Raw genomic sequence first — 17,405 nt, forward strand, 5'->3', positions numbered from 1 at the left:
GTCGATTCCATGCGCGCCGCGCGGGTATCGGGCCGCGCGGCGAAACCCGGTAGACTGACGCGCTTCTCCGGAAAACGCCGGGCCGCCCCAGGTTTTCCCGACCCCCTCGGGGGCTGGCGCGAAGCGACAGGACGGGGGCTTTGCACAACGATTCGAATCGAGGAGACGCCGATGATGGCCCCGAAGGACTTGCTGCTCGCGCTGGTCGTGATCCTTGCGTGGGGTGTGAACTTCGTCGTGATCAAGGTCGGCCTGCACGGGATGCCGCCGATGCTGCTCGGCGCGCTGCGCTTCACGCTCGCGGCCGTGCCCGCGGTGTTCTTCGTGCGCCGGCCGCGGATTCCGTGGCGCCTGCTGGTGTTGTACGGCGCGACGATCCAGCTCGGCCAGTTCGTGTTCCTGTTCACCGGCATGTACGTCGGCATGCCGGCCGGCCTCGCATCGCTCGTGCTGCAGTCGCAGGCGTTCTTCACGCTCGTGTTCGCGATGCTGTTTCTCGGCGAGCGGCTCCGTGTGCAGAACCTGGTCGGGCTCGCGATCGCCGCCGGCGGGCTCGTCGTGATCGCCGCACAGGGCGGCCGCGCGATGACGCTCGCGGGCTTCCTGCTGACGATCTGCTCGGCCGCGATGTGGGCGTTCGGCAATATCGTCACGAAGAAGGTCGGGAAGGCGAACCTCGTGTCGCTCGTCGTGTGGGCGAGCCTCGTGCCGCCCGTGCCGTTCTTCCTGCTGTCGCTGTGGTTCGAGGGGCCGCAGCGCATCGCGACCGCGCTCGCCGGGCTCGACCGCGCATCGATCTTCGCGGTCGTCTATCTCGCGTTCGTCGCGACGCTGCTCGGCTACGGGCTGTGGAGCCGCTTGCTGTCGCGTTACCCGGCCGCGCAGGTCGCGCAGTTCTCGCTGCTGGTGCCGGTCGTCGGGCTCGCGTCGTCGGCGCTGCTGCTCGACGAACATCTGACGCGCACGCAGCTGATCGGCACCGTGCTCGTGATGGGCGGGCTCGCCGTGAACGTGTTCGGCGGGAAAGTGCTGCGCCGCTTCGCGGCGTCGTGACGCGCCGGCACGCCACGCGTGCCGGCGGCAGGGAAGGGGCGGCCGTCAGGCCATCCGGTTCTTCGCGAGCGGCGGATTCGCGGCGAAGTAACGCTTGATACCGCGGAAGATCGCGTCGGCCATCTCGTCGCGATAGCTGTCGTCGTTGAGCCTGCGCTCTTCGTCGGGGTTGCTGATGAACGCGGTCTCGACGAGGATCGACGGAATGTCGGGCGCCTTCAGCACCGCGAACCCGGCCTGCTCGACCGAGCCCTTGTGCAGCTTGTTGATGCCGCCGACTTCCTTCAGCACGTAGTTGCCGTAGCGCAGCGAGTCGCGGATTTGCGCGGTCGTCGACATGTCGAACAGCGCGCGGTTCACGGCCGCGTCCGCCGTCTTGATGTTGATGCCGCCGATCAGGTCCGACGAGTTCTCCTTGTTCGCCATCCAGCGCGCCGCGGCGCTCGTCGCGCCGTGGTCGGACAGCGCGAACACCGACGAGCCGCGCGCGGACGGCGTCGTGAACGCGTCCGCGTGAATCGACACGAACAGGTCGGCGCCGACGCGGCGCGCCTTCTGCACGCGCACGTTCAGCGGTACGAAGAAGTCGGCGTCGCGCGTCATCATCGCGCGCATGTTCGGCGCGCCGTCGATCTTCGCGCGCAGCTTCTTCGCGATATCGAGCGCGATGTGCTTCTCGTACGTGCCGGCGCCGCCGATCGCGCCCGGATCCTCGCCGCCGTGGCCCGGATCGATCGCGACCGTCAGCAGGCGCACCGTGCCGCCCTTGCCGGATTTCGGCGCGGTGAACTTGTAGGTGTCGCCGTCGTCGTCGCTGTCGTCGCGGCGCGCGATGACGGGCGGCGGCTTGACGGCCGGCTTCGGCGGTGCCGAAGGCGTGCCGGCGGCCGGCGGCGTGTGCGGCGCGGCCGGCGTGTTCTGCGCGAAACGCTGGAAGAACGCGTCGCTGTTGTCGCCCGTGGAGGGCGGCGTGCCGGGGCCGGACAGCGTGGTCGGCGGTTGCATCTGCTGCGCGCGCGTCGTGTCGTTGAGCGCCTGCTCCTTGCGTTCCGTCTGCGCGATCAGGTCGGACAGCGGATCGGGCGCGACGGCCGGATACAGGTCGAACACGAGCCGGTACTTGTAGGTGCCGACGGGCGGCAGCGTGAACACCTGCGGCTTCACCGAGCCCTTCAGGTCGAACACCATCCGCACGACGTGCGGCTGATACTGGCCGACCCGCACCGACTGGATCTGCGGGTCGTTCGGCGCGATCTTCGACACGAGGTCGCGCAGCGCCTGGTCGAGATCGAGGCCGGTCAGGTCGACGACGAGACGGTCGGGACCCTGCAGCAGCTGTTGGCTATTCTGCAGCGGCTGGTCGGATTCGATCGTGACGCGCGTGTAATCGCGCGCGGGCCACACGCGCACGCCGAGCACCGACGACGCGTGCGCGAGCCGCGGCGCGACGAGACCGAGCACCAGCGTCGACGCACCCGCGCGCAGGATCTGGCGGCGCCGCCAGTTGTGCGTCGCGGTGGCCGCCGATTCGATCGAGCGGAACGGTTTGATCAACATCTTTCGAGACATGCCTTTCCTGAAGCGCTGTACGCCCGGACGGTGAGGGCGCGGCCGTCGCCATCCACGTCGAGCGAGAAAACCAGATCGGGCACGCCGAGCAGGGCGCCCGCCTGTTGCGGCCATTCGACCAGGCAGATCGCGCTCGAATTGAAATATTCGCGAAAGCCTGCGTCGGACCATTCGGCCGGATCGTTGAATCGATACAGATCGAAGTGATAGACCTCGAGTTCCCCATCGCTGCGTTCGAGCGCGTACGGCTCGACGAGCGTGTAGGTCGGGCTGCGCACGCGGCCCTGATGGCCGAGGCCGCGCAGGATCGCGCGCACGAGGGTCGTCTTGCCCGCGCCGAGATCGCCGACCAGCTGGATCTGGAGCCCGTCGAACGCATGCGCGCGATCGAGCGCGATGCGCGCCGCGTCGAGCGCGTGCGCGAAGCGGGTGCCGAATGCCTCGGTCGCCGCTTCGTCGGCGAGTGCGATCACGCGCTCCGCGAGCGGGGCGGGCAGCGTGGTGGCGTGAGGCGTATGGGACGTGGCTGGCATTCTCGTAAAATAGTGCGATGAACCGATTACCGGAACTCGCCGCATCCGACAGGCCTTCGACTCGTGCCGAAGGCGCGGCGCCGTGCGCGCTCGACGATGCGGCGTTGACTGCGCTCGCCGCGCGCATCAGGGCGTGGGGGCGCGAATTGGGTTTCGGGGCGATCGGCATCAGCGATACCGATCTCTCGGATGCCGAAGCAGGCCTCGCCGCCTGGCTGGAAGCCGGATACCACGGCGAAATGGATTATATGGCGAAACATGGGATGAAACGCGCGCGCCCGGCCGAACTTGTGGCCGGTACGCGACGCGTGATTTCCGTGCGGCTCGCCTATTTGCCGGCCGAAACGCTCGCCGGCGATGCGCGCGGCGGCGCGCCCGGCGCGCTCGTGCCGCACGACTGGCGCGCCCGCGAGCGCGCCCGGCTCGACGATCCGCAGGCGGCCGTCGTGTCGATCTATGCACGCGGCCGCGATTATCACAAGGTGCTGCGCAACCGGCTGCAGACGCTCGCGGAGCGCATCGAGCACGAGATCGGCGCGTTCGGCTACCGCGTGTTCACCGATTCGGCGCCGGTGCTCGAGGTCGAACTCGCGCAGAAGGCCGGCGTCGGCTGGCGCGGCAAGCACACGTTGCTGCTGCAGCGCGATGCCGGTTCGCTGTTCTTCCTCGGCGAGATCTACGTCGACCTGCCGCTGCCGACCGACGCGCACACGGCGCCCGACGCCGCGCCCGAGACGCCCGGCGCGCACTGCGGCAGCTGCACGCGCTGCATCGACGCATGCCCGACCGGCGCGATCGTCGAGCCGTATCGCGTCGATGCGCGCCGCTGCATCTCGTACCTGACGATCGAACTGAAAGGCAGCATCCCGGAAGCGCTGCGGCCGATGATCGGCAATCGCGTGTACGGCTGCGACGACTGCCAGCTCGTCTGCCCGTGGAACAAGTTCGCGCAGGCCGCGCCCGTCGCCGATTTCGACGTGCGGCACGGTCTCGACCGCGCGACGCTCGTCGAGCTGTTCGCGTGGGATGCGGACACGTTCGATACGCGGATGCAGGGCAGTGCGATCCGGCGCATCGGTTATGAAAGCTGGCTGCGCAATCTCGCGGTCGGGCTCGGCAATGCGCTGCGCGCAGGCGCGGACCGGCTCGCGCCGCCGGCGCGCGACGCGATCGTCGCCGCGTTGCGCGCGCGGGCCGACGATCCGTCGCCGGTCGTGCGCGAGCATGTCGAATGGGCGCTGCGTGCCGCGTGAAGGCAGCGTAAAGTGTCGTCGGCGCGCGGCAGCGACGCGCGCATTCATCGGCCAGGAGAGGGCAATGTTCAACGCAGTCATCGACGCGCCGTTCGGCAAGGTCGGCATCCGCACGGACGCCGCGGTGGTGCGCGAGATCGTCTATCTGCCCGAATCGGTGAAGTCGGTCGATCCGGACTCGCCGCTCGCGAAGCGTGCGGTCAAGCAGATCGAACGTTATTTCGAGCGTGCATCGGCGCGCTTCGACCTGCCGCTCGCCGAAGTCGGCAGCGCGTTCCAGCACCGCGTGTGGGACGTGATCAGCGATATCCCGCCCGGCACGGTGCTGACCTACGGCCAGGTCGCGAAGCGGATCGGCAGTGCGCCGCGCGCGGTCGGCCAGGCGTGCGGCGCGAACTACTTCCCGCTCGTGATCCCGTGCCATCGCGTCGTCGCGGCGGGCGGCCTCGGCGGCTTCGCGAACCACGACGACAACGGTTATTACCAGAAAGTGAAGCGCTGGCTGCTGGCGCACGAAGGCGTGCCGTACTGATGAGCGAACCCCTGATGACTTCCGACGCCGACGGCGAGGTCGCCGCGGCCTCGCTCGCGCTGCTCGCGAGCCGCGCGTCGATCGACGTGTTCTGCGATGCGCTGTGGCTCGAGCACGGGCTGGCGCGCAATACGCTCGACGCCTACCGGCGCGATCTGGTGCTGTTTTCACAATGGCTGGCCGAGACGCACGACGCACCGCTCGACATGGCCGACGAGGCGATGGTGACGGGCTACATCGCCGCGCGCAGCGACGGCAAGGCGACGTCGTCGAACCGGCGGCTGTCGGTGTTCCGTCGCTATTACGGGTGGGCCGTGCGCGAGCATCGCGCGAGCGCCGACCCGACGCTGCGGATCACGTCCGCGAAACAGGCGGCGCGGTTTCCGTCGACGTTGTCCGAGGCGCAGGTCGAGGCGCTGCTCGGCGCCCCCGACACCGGTACGCCGCTCGGCCTGCGCGATCGCACGATGCTGGAACTGATGTACGCGAGCGGGCTGCGCGTGAGCGAGCTCGTGACGCTGAAGACCGTCGAGGTCGGCCTGAACGAAGGCGTCGTGCGCGTGATGGGCAAGGGTTCGAAGGAGCGGCTCGTGCCGTTCGGCGAAGTGGCGCACGGCTGGATCGAGCGTTACCTGCGCGACGCGCGGCCGGCGCTGCTCGGCGCGCGCGCGGCCGATGCGCTGTTCGTGACCGCGCGCGGCGACGGGATGACGCGCCAGCAGTTCTGGAACATCATCAAGCGTCACGCGCGGCAGGCCGACGTGCGCGCGCACCTGTCGCCGCACACGCTGCGGCACGCGTTCGCGACGCACCTGCTGAACCACGGCGCCGACCTGCGCGTCGTGCAGATGCTGCTCGGCCACAGCGACATCTCGACCACGCAGATCTACACGCACGTCGCGCGAGAGCGGCTGAAGACGCTGCACGCGCAGCACCACCCGCGCGGCTAGCGCGCGGTGCGTGCCGCCAGGCGCGCCGGCCGGCGTCAGGCCAGGTCGCGCAGCTTGTGTTTCAGCACCTTGCCGGTCGACGCGGCCGGCAGCGCGTCGAGCACGCGGATGCGGGCCGGGCGCTTGTAAGGCGTGAGCCGCTCCACGCACCACGCGTGCAGCACCGCTTCGTCCGCACTCGCGCCCGGCACCAGCTCGACGAACGCCAGCACTTCCTCGTTGCCTTCGACCGCGCGGCCGATCACGGCCGCCTGCACGACGTCCGGATGGGCGTTCAGCACCTGCTCGACCTCGACCGGATACACGTTGAAACCCGACCGGATGATCAGCTCCTTGCTGCGGCCCGCGATCGTCACCGCGCCGTCGGCCCCCTGCCGCGCGAGATCGCCGGTGCTCAGCCAGCCGTCCGGCGACACGGCCGCCCGCGTCGCGTCCGCGTTGCGGTAGTAGCCGAGCATCACGTTCGGCCCGCGCACGCGAATCTCGCCGACTTCGCCCGGCGGCACGTCGGTGCCGCCCGGCGCGACGATCCGCAACTCGACGCCCGGAATCGGCACGCCGACCGAACCGTCGGCGCGCGGCGCGTCGAGCGGCGTCTGCGTGATCGTCGGGCTGCTTTCGGTCATCCCGTAGCCGTTGTGGAGCGGTACGCCGTACTGGCGCTCGACGCGCGCCTTCAGGTTCGCGTCGAGCGGCGAGCCGCCCGAATACGCGAAGCGCAGGCGCGGCGCGTGCCACGCGTGGCCGTGCGTGTGCAGGTGTTCGAGAAGCTTCGCGTGCATCGCGGGCACGCCCTGGAAGATCGTGACGCCTTCGTCGGCGAGCGCGACGCGCACGGCCTCCGGCGAGAAGCGCGGCGCGAGCCGCAGCGTCGCGCCGGCGTAAAGGCTGCCGAGGCAGACCGACGCGAGCCCGTACACGTGCGACACGGGCAGCACCGTGTAGACGACGTCGTCGGGCGACACGCGGCGCAGCGCACTCGACGTAGCCGCGATGAACAGCAGGTTGCGGTGCGACAGCATCACGCCCTTCGGCGTGCCGGTCGTGCCGGTCGTATAGATCAGCGCCGCGCATTGCGCGGCGCTGTCGGCGGCGACCGGTTCGGCGGGCGCGCCTGCGTCGACGCGATACGACCACGCGCCGATGTCGACCGGCAGCGCGCCGGCGGGCGTCGCGCCGAGCCGCGCGGCATGCGCGCGCGCGTCGGGCGATGCGTCGGTCGTGAACGCGACCAGCTTCGGGCGCGCATGCGCGGCGATCGCGTCGAGTTCGCCGGCCGACAGCCGCGCGTTCGACACGAGCGCCCATGCGTCGAGGCGGGCGACCGCGAACAGCAGCACGATCTGCGCGATGCAGTTTTCCGCGACGATCATCACGCGGTCGCCGCCTTGCACGCCGAGGCTCGCGAGTCGCGCGGCCGCCGCATCGACGGCCTGCGCCAGCTCGCCGTACGACAGTCGGCGCGCATCCTCGATCAGCGCCGGGTGCGCGGGCGCCTGCGCGGCCCAGCGCGCGGGCACGTCGGCGATGCGGCGCGGCAGCGCGGCGAGCAGGGCGTCGACGTCGAGCGACTCGGATGAACGGATGGGCGAGGGCATGGCGTCTCCAGAAAAGGGGCCGGGCGGCGGCTTGACGATGTTTGCGAACGATCGTGCCATGACGGCGCGCGCGCCACAATCGGCCAATCGGGCAATAGCCCTTCGCGATGTCCGCAATGATGACGGGCGCAATGGCGGCGGCGCAGGCGGCCGCCCGGCGGAAAACGGGCGGCGAGTATACCGTCGGCCGCGCACATCGCCGCCCGCCTGCTGGTCGTTCGCCATTAAAATGCCGCCATGAGCAAATCCAGACACGTGTCCGAAACCCCGGCGACCCAGCTGTTGCGCCGTCATGGCGTTGCGTTCGGCGAGCATCCGTACGACTACGTCGAGCATGGCGGCACCGGCGAATCGGCGCGCCAGCTCGGCGCGGACGAGCACTGCGTCGTGAAGACGCTCGTGATGGAAGACGAGCACGCGAAGCCGCTGATCGTGCTGATGCACGGCGACCGCACCGTGTCGACGAAGAACCTCGCGCGGCAGATCGGCGCGAAGCGCGTCGAGCCGTGCAAGCCGGAGGTCGCGAACCGCCATTCGGGTTATCTCGTCGGCGGTACGTCGCCGTTCGGCACGCGCAAGACGATGCCCGTCTATGTCGAGGCGTCGATCCTCGAGTTGCCGACGATCTACCTGAACGGCGGCCGCCGCGGCTACCTCGTCAGCCTTGCGCCGGCGGTGCTCGTGTCGCTGCTCGGCGCACGGCCCGTGCAGTGCGCGAGCGTCGACTGAGGGTTTCACCTTCGTGGCACCCCGCGCCCGTTCGGTAGAATGGGCGCCGTTTCGGCTCGCCGGCTTGCCGCGCACGGCCGTCCCTTTACCGATACGTTGAAAGAAGAGTCCTCCGCATGCAGATCCTGCTCGCCGCCCTCGTTGCCTACCTGATCGGTTCGGTGTCGTTCGCCGTCGTCGTCAGCGCCGCGATGGGCCTGGCCGACCCGCGCTCGTACGGGTCGAAGAATCCCGGCGCGACCAACGTGCTGCGCAGCGGCAACAAGAAGGCCGCGATCCTGACGCTCGTCGGCGACGCGTTCAAGGGCTGGATTGCCGTCTGGCTCGCGCGGCGCCTGGGCCTGCCCGATGTCGCGATCGCATGGGTCGCGATCGCCGTGTTCCTCGGCCATCTGTATCCGGTGTTCTTCCGCTTCCAGGGCGGCAAGGGCGTCGCGACCGCGGCGGGCGTGCTGCTCGCCGTGCACCCGGTGCTCGGGCTCGCGACCGCGCTGACCTGGCTGATCGTCGCGTTCTTCTTCCGCTATTCGTCGCTCGCGGCGCTGGTGGCGGCCGTGTTCGCGCCGGTGTTCGACGTGTTCCTGTTCGGCACGGGTCACAACCCGGTCGCATGGGCCGTGCTCGCGATGAGCGTGCTGCTTGTGTGGCGTCACCGCGGCAACATTGCGAAGCTGCTCGCGGGGCAGGAGAGCCGGATCGGCGACAAGAAGAAGGCGGCCGCGGACGGCGGCGCGCAGGACGGCGGGCAAGCCTGAGAAAGCGCGGCGGCTGCCGCGTGCCGGGCGCGCCGCGTGCGCGGGGCCCGGCAGGATGACGTGACGGATCGGCCGGCGATCAGTCGCGGAAGTTGTTGAAGTCGAGCGGCGTGTCGGTCACGTCCTTGCGCAGCATCGCGATCACGCTCTGCAGGTCGTCGCGCTTCGTGCCGGCCACGCGCACCGCGTCGCCCTGGATGCTTGCCTGCACCTTGATCTTGCTGTCCTTCACGAGGCGCACGATCTTCTTCGCGAGATCGCCGGTCACACCTTTCTTCACGGTGACGATCTGCTTGACCTTGTCGCCGCCGATCTTCTCGACCTTGCCGTAGTCGAGGAAGCGCACGTCGACGTTGCGCTTGGCCAGCTTGCCGATCAGCACGTCCTTGACCTGGCCGAGCTTGAAATCGTCGTCGGCGAACAGCGTGAGCTCGCGTTCCTTCTGCTCGACGCGCGCGTCGGAGCCCTTGAAGTCGAAGCGCGTCGAAATTTCCTTGTTCGACTGCTCGATGGCGTTCTTCACTTCGATCATGTTCGCTTCGGAAACGACGTCGAACGATGGCATGGCATTCTCCCTTGAGGTGCGGGCACCCGGCTGGCGCGCGGGCACTCGCTATAATTGCGGACTGTTTGCCATTTTACCGATGCCCCTCCGTTTGCCCAAGGCCGGCCGTCTGCCGGCCCGGGGCGACGTGACCGCGAATGCCGATGCCTCCTGACGATTCCGCCCTGTCGCTGCTCCCCGACCATCCGCTCGCTGCCCACAACACGTTCGGCATCGCCGCGAACGCGCGCTTCGCCGCACGCATCACGCATGCGGCGCAGTTCGAGGCGCTGCACCGCGACGCGCGCGTCGCGCACCTGCCGCGGCTTGTGCTCGGCGGCGGTAGCAACGTCGTGTTCACGCGCGATTTCGACGGCATCGTGCTGCTCGACGAGATCGCCGGCCGCCGTGTCGTGCGCGAGGACGACGACGTGTGGTACGTCGAGGCCGGCGGCGGCGAGAGCTGGCACGGGTTCGTCGCGTGGACGCTCGAGCACGGGATGCCGGGTCTCGAGAACCTCGCGCTGATTCCCGGCACCGTCGGCGCCGCGCCGATCCAGAACATCGGCGCGTACGGCCTCGAAATGAAGGCGTATTTCGACTCGCTGGTCGCGGTCGAGCTGGCGACGGGGCGCCGCGAGCGCTTCGACGCCGCGCGCTGCGCGTTCGGCTACCGCGACAGCTTCTTCAAGCGGGACGGGCGCGGCCGGTTCGCGATCGTGTCCGTGACGTTCCGGCTGCCGAAGCAATGGGCGCCGCGGCTCGGCTACGCGGACGTCACGCGCGAGCTCGACGCACGCGGCATCGCGCCCGATGCGGCGACGCCGCGCGACGTGTTCGACGCGGTCGTCGCGATCCGCCGCGCGAAGCTGCCCGATCCGCTCGTGCTCGGCAATGCGGGCAGTTTCTTCAAGAATCCGGTGATCGGCGCCGCGCAGTTCGAGGCGCTGCGCGCCCGCGCACCCGAGGTCGTGTCGTATCCGCAGCCGGACGGGCACGTGAAGCTCGCGGCCGGCTGGCTGATCGACCGCTGCGGCTGGAAGGGCCGCGCGCTCGGTGCGGCGGCCGTGCACGACCGCCAGGCGCTCGTGCTCGTCAATCGCGGCGGTGCGACGGGCGCGGACGTGCTCGCGCTGGCGCAGGCGATCCAGGCCGACGTGCGTGCGCAATTCGGTGTCGAGCTGGAGGCCGAGCCGGTCTGCCTGTAACGCGGGCTTCGCGCCGTTTCCCGCACGCCCAAACAAAAAGCGCCGATCGACGATCGGCGCTTTTTCATGCGGGTGCGTTCCGGCGGATCGGTATCAGTGCTTGAGGCGGCCGAGCAGCAGGAACTCCATCAGCGCCTTCTGCACGTGCAGCCGGTTTTCCGCCTCGTCCCACACGACGCTCTGCGGGCCGTCGATCACGCCGGCCGTCACTTCCTCGCCGCGGTGCGCGGGCAGGCAGTGCATGAAGAGGGCGTCCGGGTTCGCATGGCCCATCATTTCCTCGTCGACGCACCAGTCGGCGAACGCCTGCTTGCGGGCCTCGTTCTCGGCCTCGAAGCCCATGCTCGTCCACACGTCGGTGGTGACGAGGTCGGCGCCCTTGCACGCTTCGTTCGGATCGTCGAACACCTCGTAGAACGGCGCGCTGTCGGGCGACACGAGCTTCATGTCGAGCGCATAGCCGGGCGGCGTGGACAGGCGCAGCTTGAAGCCGAGGATCTGCGCGGCCTCGATCCACGTGTAGAGCATGTTGTTCGCGTCGCCGACCCACGCGACGGTCTTGCCGGCGATCGGACCACGGTGCTCGTAGTACGTGAAGATGTCGGCGAGCACCTGGCACGGGTGGTACTCGTTCGTCAGGCCGTTGATCACCGGCACGCGGGAGTTGTCCGCGAAGCGCTTGATGACCTCCTGCTCGAACGTGCGGATCATGATGATGTCGACCATCCGCGAGATGACCTGCGCGGAATCCTCGACCGGTTCGCCGCGGCCGAGCTGCGTGTCGCGCGTGCTCATGAAGACGGCGTGGCCGCCGAGCTGGAAGATCCCGGCCTCGAACGACAGGCGCGTGCGCGTCGAGCTCTTCTCGAAGATCATCGCGAGCGTGCGGTCGTGCAGCGGGTGGTAGGTCTCGTAGTTCTTGAACTTGCGCTTCAGGATACCCGTGCGCTCGAGCACGTACTCGTAATCTTCCAGCGAGAAATCCTTGAACTGCAGGTAGTGACGAATGGTTTTGGCGGTCATGAAGCGAAATACGGCGGGTTTCACCCGGCAGCGAGGCCGGACGGCGCCGCCGTCGGGTGTGGATAACTCAAAGCAGCATAAAGGATTTTCTGTGCTTTGACGAGCCGCGGAGCGAAGCGGGGCACGATCGAGGCGGGCGGCGGACAGCGCGGGAAGGGGGCGGTCGGGACGACGCGCGATGGCGCGCTGCGGTATAATCCGAAAGTTTTCTCCAGCCCGGCAGGCAAGGCTTTTCGCGCTCTGCCGGACACAAGCCGTGCGCTGCACAAATCCGGTGCAGTCCGCCGGCGGCGCGCACCGGCGTCCCGTTTTCGGGATATCGGAACGCTTGTGCCGCCGTCCGTTCCAGCTTTGTGTTCGCGTATCCAGGCGCTGTTGCCTGGACATCGCCGGGCCGTCACTTGGGTAACCACATGGCTGAAACCCCTCCGACCGAATTCTTCATCCAGGGCATCACGAAAGACGGGAAAAAGTTTCGCCCGAGCGACTGGTCGGAACGTCTGGCCGGTGTGATGGCCTGCTTCGGGCCGGGGGCGAGTGGGCCGAATGCGCGTCTCAAGTATTCGCTGTACGTGCGCCCGACGATGCTCGGCGACCTGAAGTGCGTGATTCTCGATTCGCGGTTGCGCGACATCGAACCGATGGCTTTCGATTTCGTGCTGAATTTCGCGAAGGACAACAACCTCGTCGTCACCGAGGCGTGCGAGCTGCCGGACTACAATACGAAGAAGTGATGCCGGCAGGCGAGGGCGCAGGCTGCGCCCGCCGCGGCAAGACCCGCCGCCCCGCGTGATGCGCGGGCGACAGGCAACAAAAAAGCCCGCCTAGGCGGGCTTTTTTGCGATCGCAGGAAACAGGAACGCCCGCGCGAGCGGGCGCACCGGATTTACGCTGCTGCCTGCAGACCCTTGACGGCTGCGGCGAGGCGGCTCTTGCTGCGAGCGGCCTTGTTCTTGTGAACGATCTTCTTGTCGGCGATCGTGTCGATCGTCTTCACGGCAGCCTTGAACAGCTCGGCAGCCTTTGCTTGGTCGCCGGCTTCAACAGCCTTGCGAACCGACTTGATCGCGGTACGGAATTTCGAGCGCAGCGCCGAGTTGTGCGAGTTTGCCTTCGCGGCCTGGCGGGCGCGCTTGCGTGCTTGTGCGGAGTTAGCCATGACGGTTCCTTATCCTGTCCTGTTTCCAGAGCTTGGAGCCTGACGGCCAAGCGCTGCTTTTCGATCCGTCCCCTGAGAACGATTGCCCAGGGGCGCATAAAAAAACGGTGATTTTAACCGAGGCAGGGACATGAAAACGGCAGTTGCCGCGCATGTACGAGCCCAGAAACCGGCGATTATAGCAACAAAATCAAGCGAGTGGCAAGTTCGAAGTGATACCCGCGGGACGAGGCGCCGGCTGTCGCTGCGCTTTTCGGCGTCGGCCGCTGGCCGGGTCGCGCAACGTCCGTATAATAAGCGCCCCATGAATCTATTCCGAGCCCTGCTGACGGTCAGCGGCTTCACGCTGCTGTCGCGCGTGACCGGACTGGCCCGCGAGACGCTGATCGCCCGTGCGTTCGGCGCCAGTCAATACACCGACGCGTTCTACGTCGCCTTCCGCATTCCGAACCTGCTGCGCCGCCTGTCCGCCGAAGGCGCGTTCTCGCAGGCGTTCGTGCCGATCCTCGCCGAGTTCAAGAACCAGCAGGGGCACGATGCGACGAAGGCGCTCGTCGACGCGATGTCCACCGTGCTCGCGTGGACGCTTGCCGTGCTGTCGGTCGTCGGGATCGCCGGCGCGTCGTGGGTCGTGTTCGCGGTCGCGTCCGGCCTGCACACCGACGGCCAGGCGTTTCCGCTCGCGGTCACGATGACGCAGATCATGTTCCCGTACATCGTGTTCATCTCGCTGACGACGCTCGCGTCCGGCGTGCTCAACACGTACAAGAGCTTCTCGCTGCCCGCGTTCGCGCCGGTGCTGCTCAACGTCGCGTTCATTGCCGCGGCCGTGTTCGTCGCGCCGCACCTGAAGGTGCCGGTCTACGCGCTCGCGTGGGCCGTCATCGTCGGCGGCGTGCTGCAGTTCCTCGTGCAGCTGCCGGGGCTGAAGAAGATCGACATGGTGCCGCTGATCGGCCTGAACCCGCTGCGCGCGCTGCGTCACCCGGGCGTGAAGCGCGTGCTCGCGAAAATGGTGCCCGCGACGTTCGCGGTGTCGGTCGCGCAACTGTCGCTGATCATCAACACCAATATCGCGTCGCGGCTCGGGCAGGGCGCCGTGTCGTGGATCAACTACGCCGACCGCCTGATGGAATTCCCGACGGCGCTGCTGGGTGTCGCGCTCGGCACGATCCTGCTGCCGAGCCTGTCGAAGGCGCACGTCGATGCCGATTCGCACGAATATTCCGCGCTGCTCGACTGGGGGCTGCGCGTCACGTTCCTGCTCGCGGCGCCGAGCGCACTCGCGCTGTTCTTCTTCGCGACGCCGCTTACCGCGACGCTGTTCAACTACGGCAAGTTCGACGCGCATACCGTCACGATGGTCTCGCGCGCGCTCGCGACCTACGGGATCGGCCTTGTCGGCATCATCCTGATCAAGATCCTCGCGCCGGGCTTCTATGCGAAGCAGGACATCAAGACGCCCGTGAAGATCGCGATCGGCGTGCTGATCGTCACGCAGCTCTCGAACTACGTGTTCGTGCCGCTGATCGGCCACGCGGGCCTCACGCTGAGCATCGGCGTCGGCGCGTGCCTGAACTCGCTGCTGCTGTTCTTCGGGCTGCGCAAGCGCGGCATCTACCAGCCTTCGCCGGGCTGGCTGCGCTTCTTCATGCAGCTCGTCGGCGCGGCGCTCGTGCTCGCGGGCCTGATGCACTGGTGCGCGATCAGCTTCGACTGGACCGGGATGCGCACGCAGCCGCTCGAGCGCATTGCGCTGATGGCGGCGTGCCTCGTGCTGTTCGCTGCACTATATTTCGGTATGTTGTGGGTGATGGGCTTCAAATACGCTTACTTCAGAAGGCGCGCAAAGTGACGACCGCAATGACCCGCGTCCTCGACTACTTCAGCACGCTCGTGGCGGACGACGACAGTCTGCCCGTCACGGAAACCGCGCTGTCGCTGGCGCAGGACGCGTATCCCGACCTCGACCTGCAGGGCACGCTGGCCGAACTCGACATGCTGGCGGCGCGATTGCGCCGGCGGCTCGCCGACGATGCGGACCTGAAGGGCCGCGTCGCCGCGCTGAACGATTTCTTCTTCCGCGAACTCGGCTTCGCCTGCAATCACAACGATTACTACGACCCCGATAACAGCCACCTGAACGCCGTGCTGAAGCGGCGGCGCGGGATTCCGATCTCGCTGTCGGTGCTGTACCTGGAGCTCGCCGAGCAGATCGGCGTGCCGGCGCGCGGCGTGTCGTTCCCCGGCCATTTCCTGCTGCGCGTCACGCTGCCGGACGGCGACCTGATCATCGATCCGACCAACGGCCATTCGCTGTCCGAGGCCGAGATGGTCGAGATGCTCGAGCCGTACGTCGCGCGCGCGGCCGGCGCGGTCGACAGCGCGTTGCGCGCGCTGCTGCAACCGGCGACGAGCCGCGAGATCATCGCGCGGATGCTGCGCAACCTGAAAACGATCTATCTGCAGACGGAACGCTGGCAGCGGCTGCTCGCGGTGCAGCAGCGGCTCGTGATCCTGTTGCCCGAGCAGCTCGACGAGGTGCGCGACCGCGGCTTCGCGTATGCGCGGCTCGACTACCTGCGCCCCGCGCTCGAGGATCTCGAGCAGTATCTGGGCGAGCGGCCCGAGGCGGACGACGCGACCGTCGTCGAATCGCAGGTCACCGAATTGCGGCAGCGGATGCAACGCGACGGCGAGGACTGAGCCGCCGTCGCACCGTTGCAGGAACGAGCAAGAACGCCCGCATCGCGGGCGTTTTTCTTGTGCGCTTACTTCGGCTGCATCCGGATCGCGCCGTCGAGGCGGATCACTTCGCCGTTGAGCATCGGATTCTCGACGATCTGGCGGACCAGCATCGCGTATTCGGCCGGTTTGCCGAGCCGCGGCGGGAACGGCACCATTGCGCCGAGCGCGTCCTGCACGTCCTGCGGCATGCCGAGCAGCATCGGCGTCTCGAACAGGCCGGGCGCGATCGTCATCACGCGAATGCCGCTGCGCGACAGGTCGCGCGCGATCGGCAGCGTCATGCCGGCGACACCGGCCTTGGATGCCGCGTACGCGGCCTGGCCGATTTGTCCGTCGAAGGCGGCGACCGACGCGGTGCTGACGATCACGCCGCGCTCGCCTTCCGCGGTCGGCGCGGTCGCGGCCATCGCGGCGGCCGCGAGCCGGATCATGTTGAACGTGCCGACGAGGTTCACGTTGATCGTCTTCGCGAACACGTCGAGCGGATGAGCGCCGTCCTTGCCGACGGTTTTCGCGGCCGGCGCGATGCCCGCGCAGTTCACGAGGCCGCGCAGCGTGCCCGCGCGTGTCGCCGCGTCGACGGCGGCCTGTGCGTCGGCCTCGCTCGACACGTCGCAGCGTACGAATATGCCGCCCAGTTCGGTCGCGAGCGCGGTGCCGGCCGCTTCGTTCAGGTCGGCGAGCACGACCGTGCCGCCGGCCTGCGCGAGCATTCGCGCGGTGCCGGCGCCGAGGCCCGATGCACCGCCCGTGATCAGAAACACGTTGCCGCGAATTTCCATGACTGTCTCCGTGTCGACCGCCCTTGGCGCTTCAGCGCCTAGGGAGGTCCCATGCAAAGCGTCGACCGCCCTTGGCGCTTTAGCGCCTAGGGAGGTCCCATGCAAAGCGGTTATTCCGTCCGATGCCGATTGTACGGGGCGTCGTCGCGCGGAGGCGATACAAGCATGGTCCTTCGAATCCCGGCCAGGCGAAAAAAAAGCCGCCCGGAAAGGGCGGCTTCTGCGGATGCGCGACGCGTGGCTTACTTCAGCGCGTCAAACGCGCGCTCGCGGATTTCCTCGACGGCGCCGAGACCCGAGATCTTGCGATACTGCGGTGCCTTCAGGCCGTTTTCCTCGCCGCGCCGTGCCCAGTCGCCGTAATACGTGATCAGCGGCTTGGTTTGCGCTTCGTACACTTCGAGACGCTTCTTGACGGTTTCTTCCTTGTCGTCGTCGCGCTGGATCAGCGGTTCGCCCGTCACGTCGTCGTGGCCCTCGACCTTCGGCGGGTTGAACTTGACGTGGTACGTGCGGCCCGATGCCGGGTGCGTGCGGCGGCCGCTCATGCGCTCGATGATTTCCGAGAACGGGACGTCGATCTCGAGCACGTAGTCGATCGCGACGCCGGCTTCCTTCATTGCGTCAGCCTGCGCGATCGTGCGCGGGAAACCGTCGAACAGATAGCCGTTCGCGCAGTCGGATTCCTTCAGGCGCTCCTTGACGAGGCCGATGATCAGCGCGTCCGGCACGAGCTTGCCGGCGTCCATGTAGCCCTTCGCTTCGACGCCGAGCGGCGTGCCGGCCTTCACGGCCGCGCGCAGCATGTCGCCCGTCGAGATTTGCGGGATGCCGAACTTTTCCTTGATGAAGTTTGCCTGGGTGCCCTTTCCCGCGCCGGGCGCGCCCAACAGGATCAAACGCATGGTGATATCTCCAAGTATGTAGATTCGTGTGGCGAGCCTCAAAGGTGTCGGCGACGGCGGGCGC

The 17,405-nt window shown here is 68.0% G+C and carries 18 protein-coding genes; 10 read left to right on the top strand and 8 right to left on the bottom strand.

The genetic code is table 11. The features are described 5' to 3' along the window. Positions 1–174: 174 nt before the first annotated feature. Positions 175–1,053, top strand: a complete 879-nt coding sequence (locus AC0KUR_RS28670; protein WP_175028951.1) for an EamA family transporter — start codon at positions 175–177, stop codon at positions 1,051–1,053. 45 nt (positions 1,054–1,098) lie between these two features. Here the strand turns inward: AC0KUR_RS28670 and AC0KUR_RS28675 are convergent, their stop codons facing one another. Both AC0KUR_RS28675 and tsaE read right to left on the bottom strand, forming a co-directional pair. Continuing rightward, the gene (locus AC0KUR_RS28675) at positions 1,099–2,622 is read right to left on the bottom strand and encodes an N-acetylmuramoyl-L-alanine amidase (protein WP_034190549.1); all 1,524 of its coding nucleotides are present in this window, start codon (positions 2,620–2,622) and stop codon (positions 1,099–1,101) included. Next, the gene (gene tsaE, locus AC0KUR_RS28680) at positions 2,604–3,155 is read right to left on the bottom strand and encodes a tRNA (adenosine(37)-N6)-threonylcarbamoyltransferase complex ATPase subunit type 1 TsaE (protein WP_034190550.1); all 552 of its coding nucleotides are present in this window, start codon (positions 3,153–3,155) and stop codon (positions 2,604–2,606) included. Before tsaE ends, AC0KUR_RS28675 begins: the two co-directional genes overlap by 19 nt. Before the next feature lie 17 nt (positions 3,156–3,172). Here tsaE and queG point away from each other — a divergent pair, with 17 nt between their 5' ends. The 3 genes from queG to xerD all read left to right on the top strand — a co-directional run bounded on the left by queG (position 3,173) and on the right by xerD (position 5,890). Beyond that, positions 3,173–4,408, top strand: coding sequence for a tRNA epoxyqueuosine(34) reductase QueG (gene queG, locus AC0KUR_RS28685; protein ID WP_034190551.1), 1,236 nt, complete (start codon positions 3,173–3,175; stop codon positions 4,406–4,408). 64 nt (positions 4,409–4,472) lie between these two features. Beyond that, the gene (locus AC0KUR_RS28690; RefSeq protein WP_034190552.1) at positions 4,473–4,940 is read left to right on the top strand and encodes a methylated-DNA--[protein]-cysteine S-methyltransferase; all 468 of its coding nucleotides are present in this window, start codon (positions 4,473–4,475) and stop codon (positions 4,938–4,940) included. Next, positions 4,940–5,890, top strand: coding sequence for a site-specific tyrosine recombinase XerD (xerD, locus tag AC0KUR_RS28695; RefSeq protein WP_473376722.1), 951 nt, complete (start codon positions 4,940–4,942; stop codon positions 5,888–5,890). The genes AC0KUR_RS28690 and xerD overlap by 1 nt, the downstream gene beginning before the upstream one ends. Positions 5,891–5,925: 35 nt before the next feature. Here the strand turns inward: xerD and AC0KUR_RS28700 are convergent, their stop codons facing one another. Continuing rightward, on the bottom strand, positions 5,926–7,488 hold the full coding sequence (locus tag AC0KUR_RS28700; protein WP_473376723.1) for a class I adenylate-forming enzyme family protein: 1,563 nt from the start codon (positions 7,486–7,488) through the stop codon (positions 5,926–5,928). Between the two features lie 237 nt (positions 7,489–7,725). Here AC0KUR_RS28700 and ybaK point away from each other — a divergent pair, with 237 nt between their 5' ends. Beyond that, on the top strand, positions 7,726–8,217 hold the full coding sequence (gene ybaK / locus AC0KUR_RS28705) for a Cys-tRNA(Pro) deacylase (RefSeq protein ID WP_034190555.1): 492 nt from the start codon (positions 7,726–7,728) through the stop codon (positions 8,215–8,217). 116 nt (positions 8,218–8,333) lie between these two features. Further along, positions 8,334–8,972 (top strand): glycerol-3-phosphate 1-O-acyltransferase PlsY, encoded by a 639-nt coding sequence (plsY, locus tag AC0KUR_RS28710; RefSeq protein WP_034190556.1) that lies wholly within the window; start codon positions 8,334–8,336, stop codon positions 8,970–8,972. Between the two features lie 79 nt (positions 8,973–9,051). Here the strand turns inward: plsY and AC0KUR_RS28715 are convergent, their stop codons facing one another. Then, complete coding sequence (locus tag AC0KUR_RS28715) at positions 9,052–9,537, bottom strand: YajQ family cyclic di-GMP-binding protein (RefSeq protein ID WP_011885818.1); 486 nt, start codon at positions 9,535–9,537, stop codon at positions 9,052–9,054. Between the two features lie 137 nt (positions 9,538–9,674). On the opposite strand from AC0KUR_RS28715, the gene murB reads away from it, so the two are divergent. Next, complete coding sequence (gene murB / locus AC0KUR_RS28720) at positions 9,675–10,724, top strand: UDP-N-acetylmuramate dehydrogenase (protein ID WP_473376724.1); 1,050 nt, start codon at positions 9,675–9,677, stop codon at positions 10,722–10,724. A gap of 93 nt (positions 10,725–10,817) precedes the next feature. Here the strand turns inward: murB and argF are convergent, their stop codons facing one another. After that, positions 10,818–11,747 carry an ornithine carbamoyltransferase gene (gene argF, locus AC0KUR_RS28725; protein WP_034190558.1) on the bottom strand — a complete coding sequence of 310 codons (930 nt, stop codon included), beginning with the start codon at positions 11,745–11,747 and terminating at the stop codon, positions 10,818–10,820. Positions 11,748–12,160: 413 nt separating this feature from the next. Between argF and AC0KUR_RS28730 the strand changes: the two genes are divergently transcribed. Beyond that, positions 12,161–12,481: a DUF3579 domain-containing protein gene (locus AC0KUR_RS28730; RefSeq protein WP_011546046.1), complete on the top strand. Its 321-nt coding sequence runs from the start codon at positions 12,161–12,163 to the stop codon at positions 12,479–12,481. A gap of 152 nt (positions 12,482–12,633) precedes the next feature. On the opposite strand, the gene rpsT is transcribed toward AC0KUR_RS28730, so the two are convergent. Next, positions 12,634–12,906 (bottom strand): 30S ribosomal protein S20, encoded by a 273-nt coding sequence (rpsT, locus tag AC0KUR_RS28735; protein WP_006482211.1) that lies wholly within the window; start codon positions 12,904–12,906, stop codon positions 12,634–12,636. Positions 12,907–13,144: 238 nt separating this feature from the next. Between rpsT and murJ the strand changes: the two genes are divergently transcribed. Together murJ and AC0KUR_RS28745 are read left to right on the top strand one after the other, a co-directional pair. Beyond that, the gene (murJ, locus tag AC0KUR_RS28740) at positions 13,145–14,761 is read left to right on the top strand and encodes a murein biosynthesis integral membrane protein MurJ (protein ID WP_473376734.1); all 1,617 of its coding nucleotides are present in this window, start codon (positions 13,145–13,147) and stop codon (positions 14,759–14,761) included. Positions 14,762–14,769: 8 nt separating this feature from the next. Continuing rightward, the gene (locus AC0KUR_RS28745; protein WP_034190561.1) at positions 14,770–15,612 is read left to right on the top strand and encodes a SirB1 family protein; all 843 of its coding nucleotides are present in this window, start codon (positions 14,770–14,772) and stop codon (positions 15,610–15,612) included. Positions 15,613–15,677: 65 nt separating this feature from the next. Here the strand turns inward: AC0KUR_RS28745 and AC0KUR_RS28750 are convergent, their stop codons facing one another. Both AC0KUR_RS28750 and adk read right to left on the bottom strand, forming a co-directional pair. Then, positions 15,678–16,436: an SDR family NAD(P)-dependent oxidoreductase gene (locus tag AC0KUR_RS28750; protein WP_059560268.1), complete on the bottom strand. Its 759-nt coding sequence runs from the start codon at positions 16,434–16,436 to the stop codon at positions 15,678–15,680. A 242-nt stretch (positions 16,437–16,678) separates the two neighbouring features. After that, positions 16,679–17,341, bottom strand: a complete 663-nt coding sequence (adk, locus tag AC0KUR_RS28755; RefSeq protein ID WP_034191141.1) for an adenylate kinase — start codon at positions 17,339–17,341, stop codon at positions 16,679–16,681. Positions 17,342–17,405 lie beyond the last annotated feature (64 nt).

This window comes from Burkholderia sp. YHN3-13, from assembly GCF_055810675.1.

What these genes read in the sequence shown, in the direction of transcription:
- AC0KUR_RS28670 (WP_175028951.1), top strand. Translation starts at nt 175, where the DNA reads ATGGCCCCGAAGGACTTGCTGCTCGCGCTGGTCGTGATCCTTGCGTGG.
- AC0KUR_RS28675 (WP_034190549.1), bottom strand. Translation starts at nt 2,622, where the DNA reads ATGTCTCGAAAGATGTTGATCAAACCGTTCCGCTCGATCGAATCGGCG.
- tsaE (WP_034190550.1), bottom strand. Translation starts at nt 3,155, where the DNA reads ATGCCAGCCACGTCCCATACGCCTCACGCCACCACGCTGCCCGCCCCG.
- queG (WP_034190551.1), top strand. Translation starts at nt 3,173, where the DNA reads ATGAACCGATTACCGGAACTCGCCGCATCCGACAGGCCTTCGACTCGT.
- AC0KUR_RS28690 (WP_034190552.1), top strand. Translation starts at nt 4,473, where the DNA reads ATGTTCAACGCAGTCATCGACGCGCCGTTCGGCAAGGTCGGCATCCGC.
- xerD (WP_473376722.1), top strand. Translation starts at nt 4,940, where the DNA reads ATGAGCGAACCCCTGATGACTTCCGACGCCGACGGCGAGGTCGCCGCG.
- AC0KUR_RS28700 (WP_473376723.1), bottom strand. Translation starts at nt 7,488, where the DNA reads ATGCCCTCGCCCATCCGTTCATCCGAGTCGCTCGACGTCGACGCCCTG.
- ybaK (WP_034190555.1), top strand. Translation starts at nt 7,726, where the DNA reads ATGAGCAAATCCAGACACGTGTCCGAAACCCCGGCGACCCAGCTGTTG.
- plsY (WP_034190556.1), top strand. Translation starts at nt 8,334, where the DNA reads ATGCAGATCCTGCTCGCCGCCCTCGTTGCCTACCTGATCGGTTCGGTG.
- AC0KUR_RS28715 (WP_011885818.1), bottom strand. Translation starts at nt 9,537, where the DNA reads ATGCCATCGTTCGACGTCGTTTCCGAAGCGAACATGATCGAAGTGAAG.
- murB (WP_473376724.1), top strand. Translation starts at nt 9,675, where the DNA reads ATGCCGATGCCTCCTGACGATTCCGCCCTGTCGCTGCTCCCCGACCAT.
- argF (WP_034190558.1), bottom strand. Translation starts at nt 11,747, where the DNA reads ATGACCGCCAAAACCATTCGTCACTACCTGCAGTTCAAGGATTTCTCG.
- AC0KUR_RS28730 (WP_011546046.1), top strand. Translation starts at nt 12,161, where the DNA reads ATGGCTGAAACCCCTCCGACCGAATTCTTCATCCAGGGCATCACGAAA.
- rpsT (WP_006482211.1), bottom strand. Translation starts at nt 12,906, where the DNA reads ATGGCTAACTCCGCACAAGCACGCAAGCGCGCCCGCCAGGCCGCGAAG.
- AC0KUR_RS28745 (WP_034190561.1), top strand. Translation starts at nt 14,770, where the DNA reads ATGACCCGCGTCCTCGACTACTTCAGCACGCTCGTGGCGGACGACGAC.
- AC0KUR_RS28750 (WP_059560268.1), bottom strand. Translation starts at nt 16,436, where the DNA reads ATGGAAATTCGCGGCAACGTGTTTCTGATCACGGGCGGTGCATCGGGC.
- adk (WP_034191141.1), bottom strand. Translation starts at nt 17,341, where the DNA reads ATGCGTTTGATCCTGTTGGGCGCGCCCGGCGCGGGAAAGGGCACCCAG.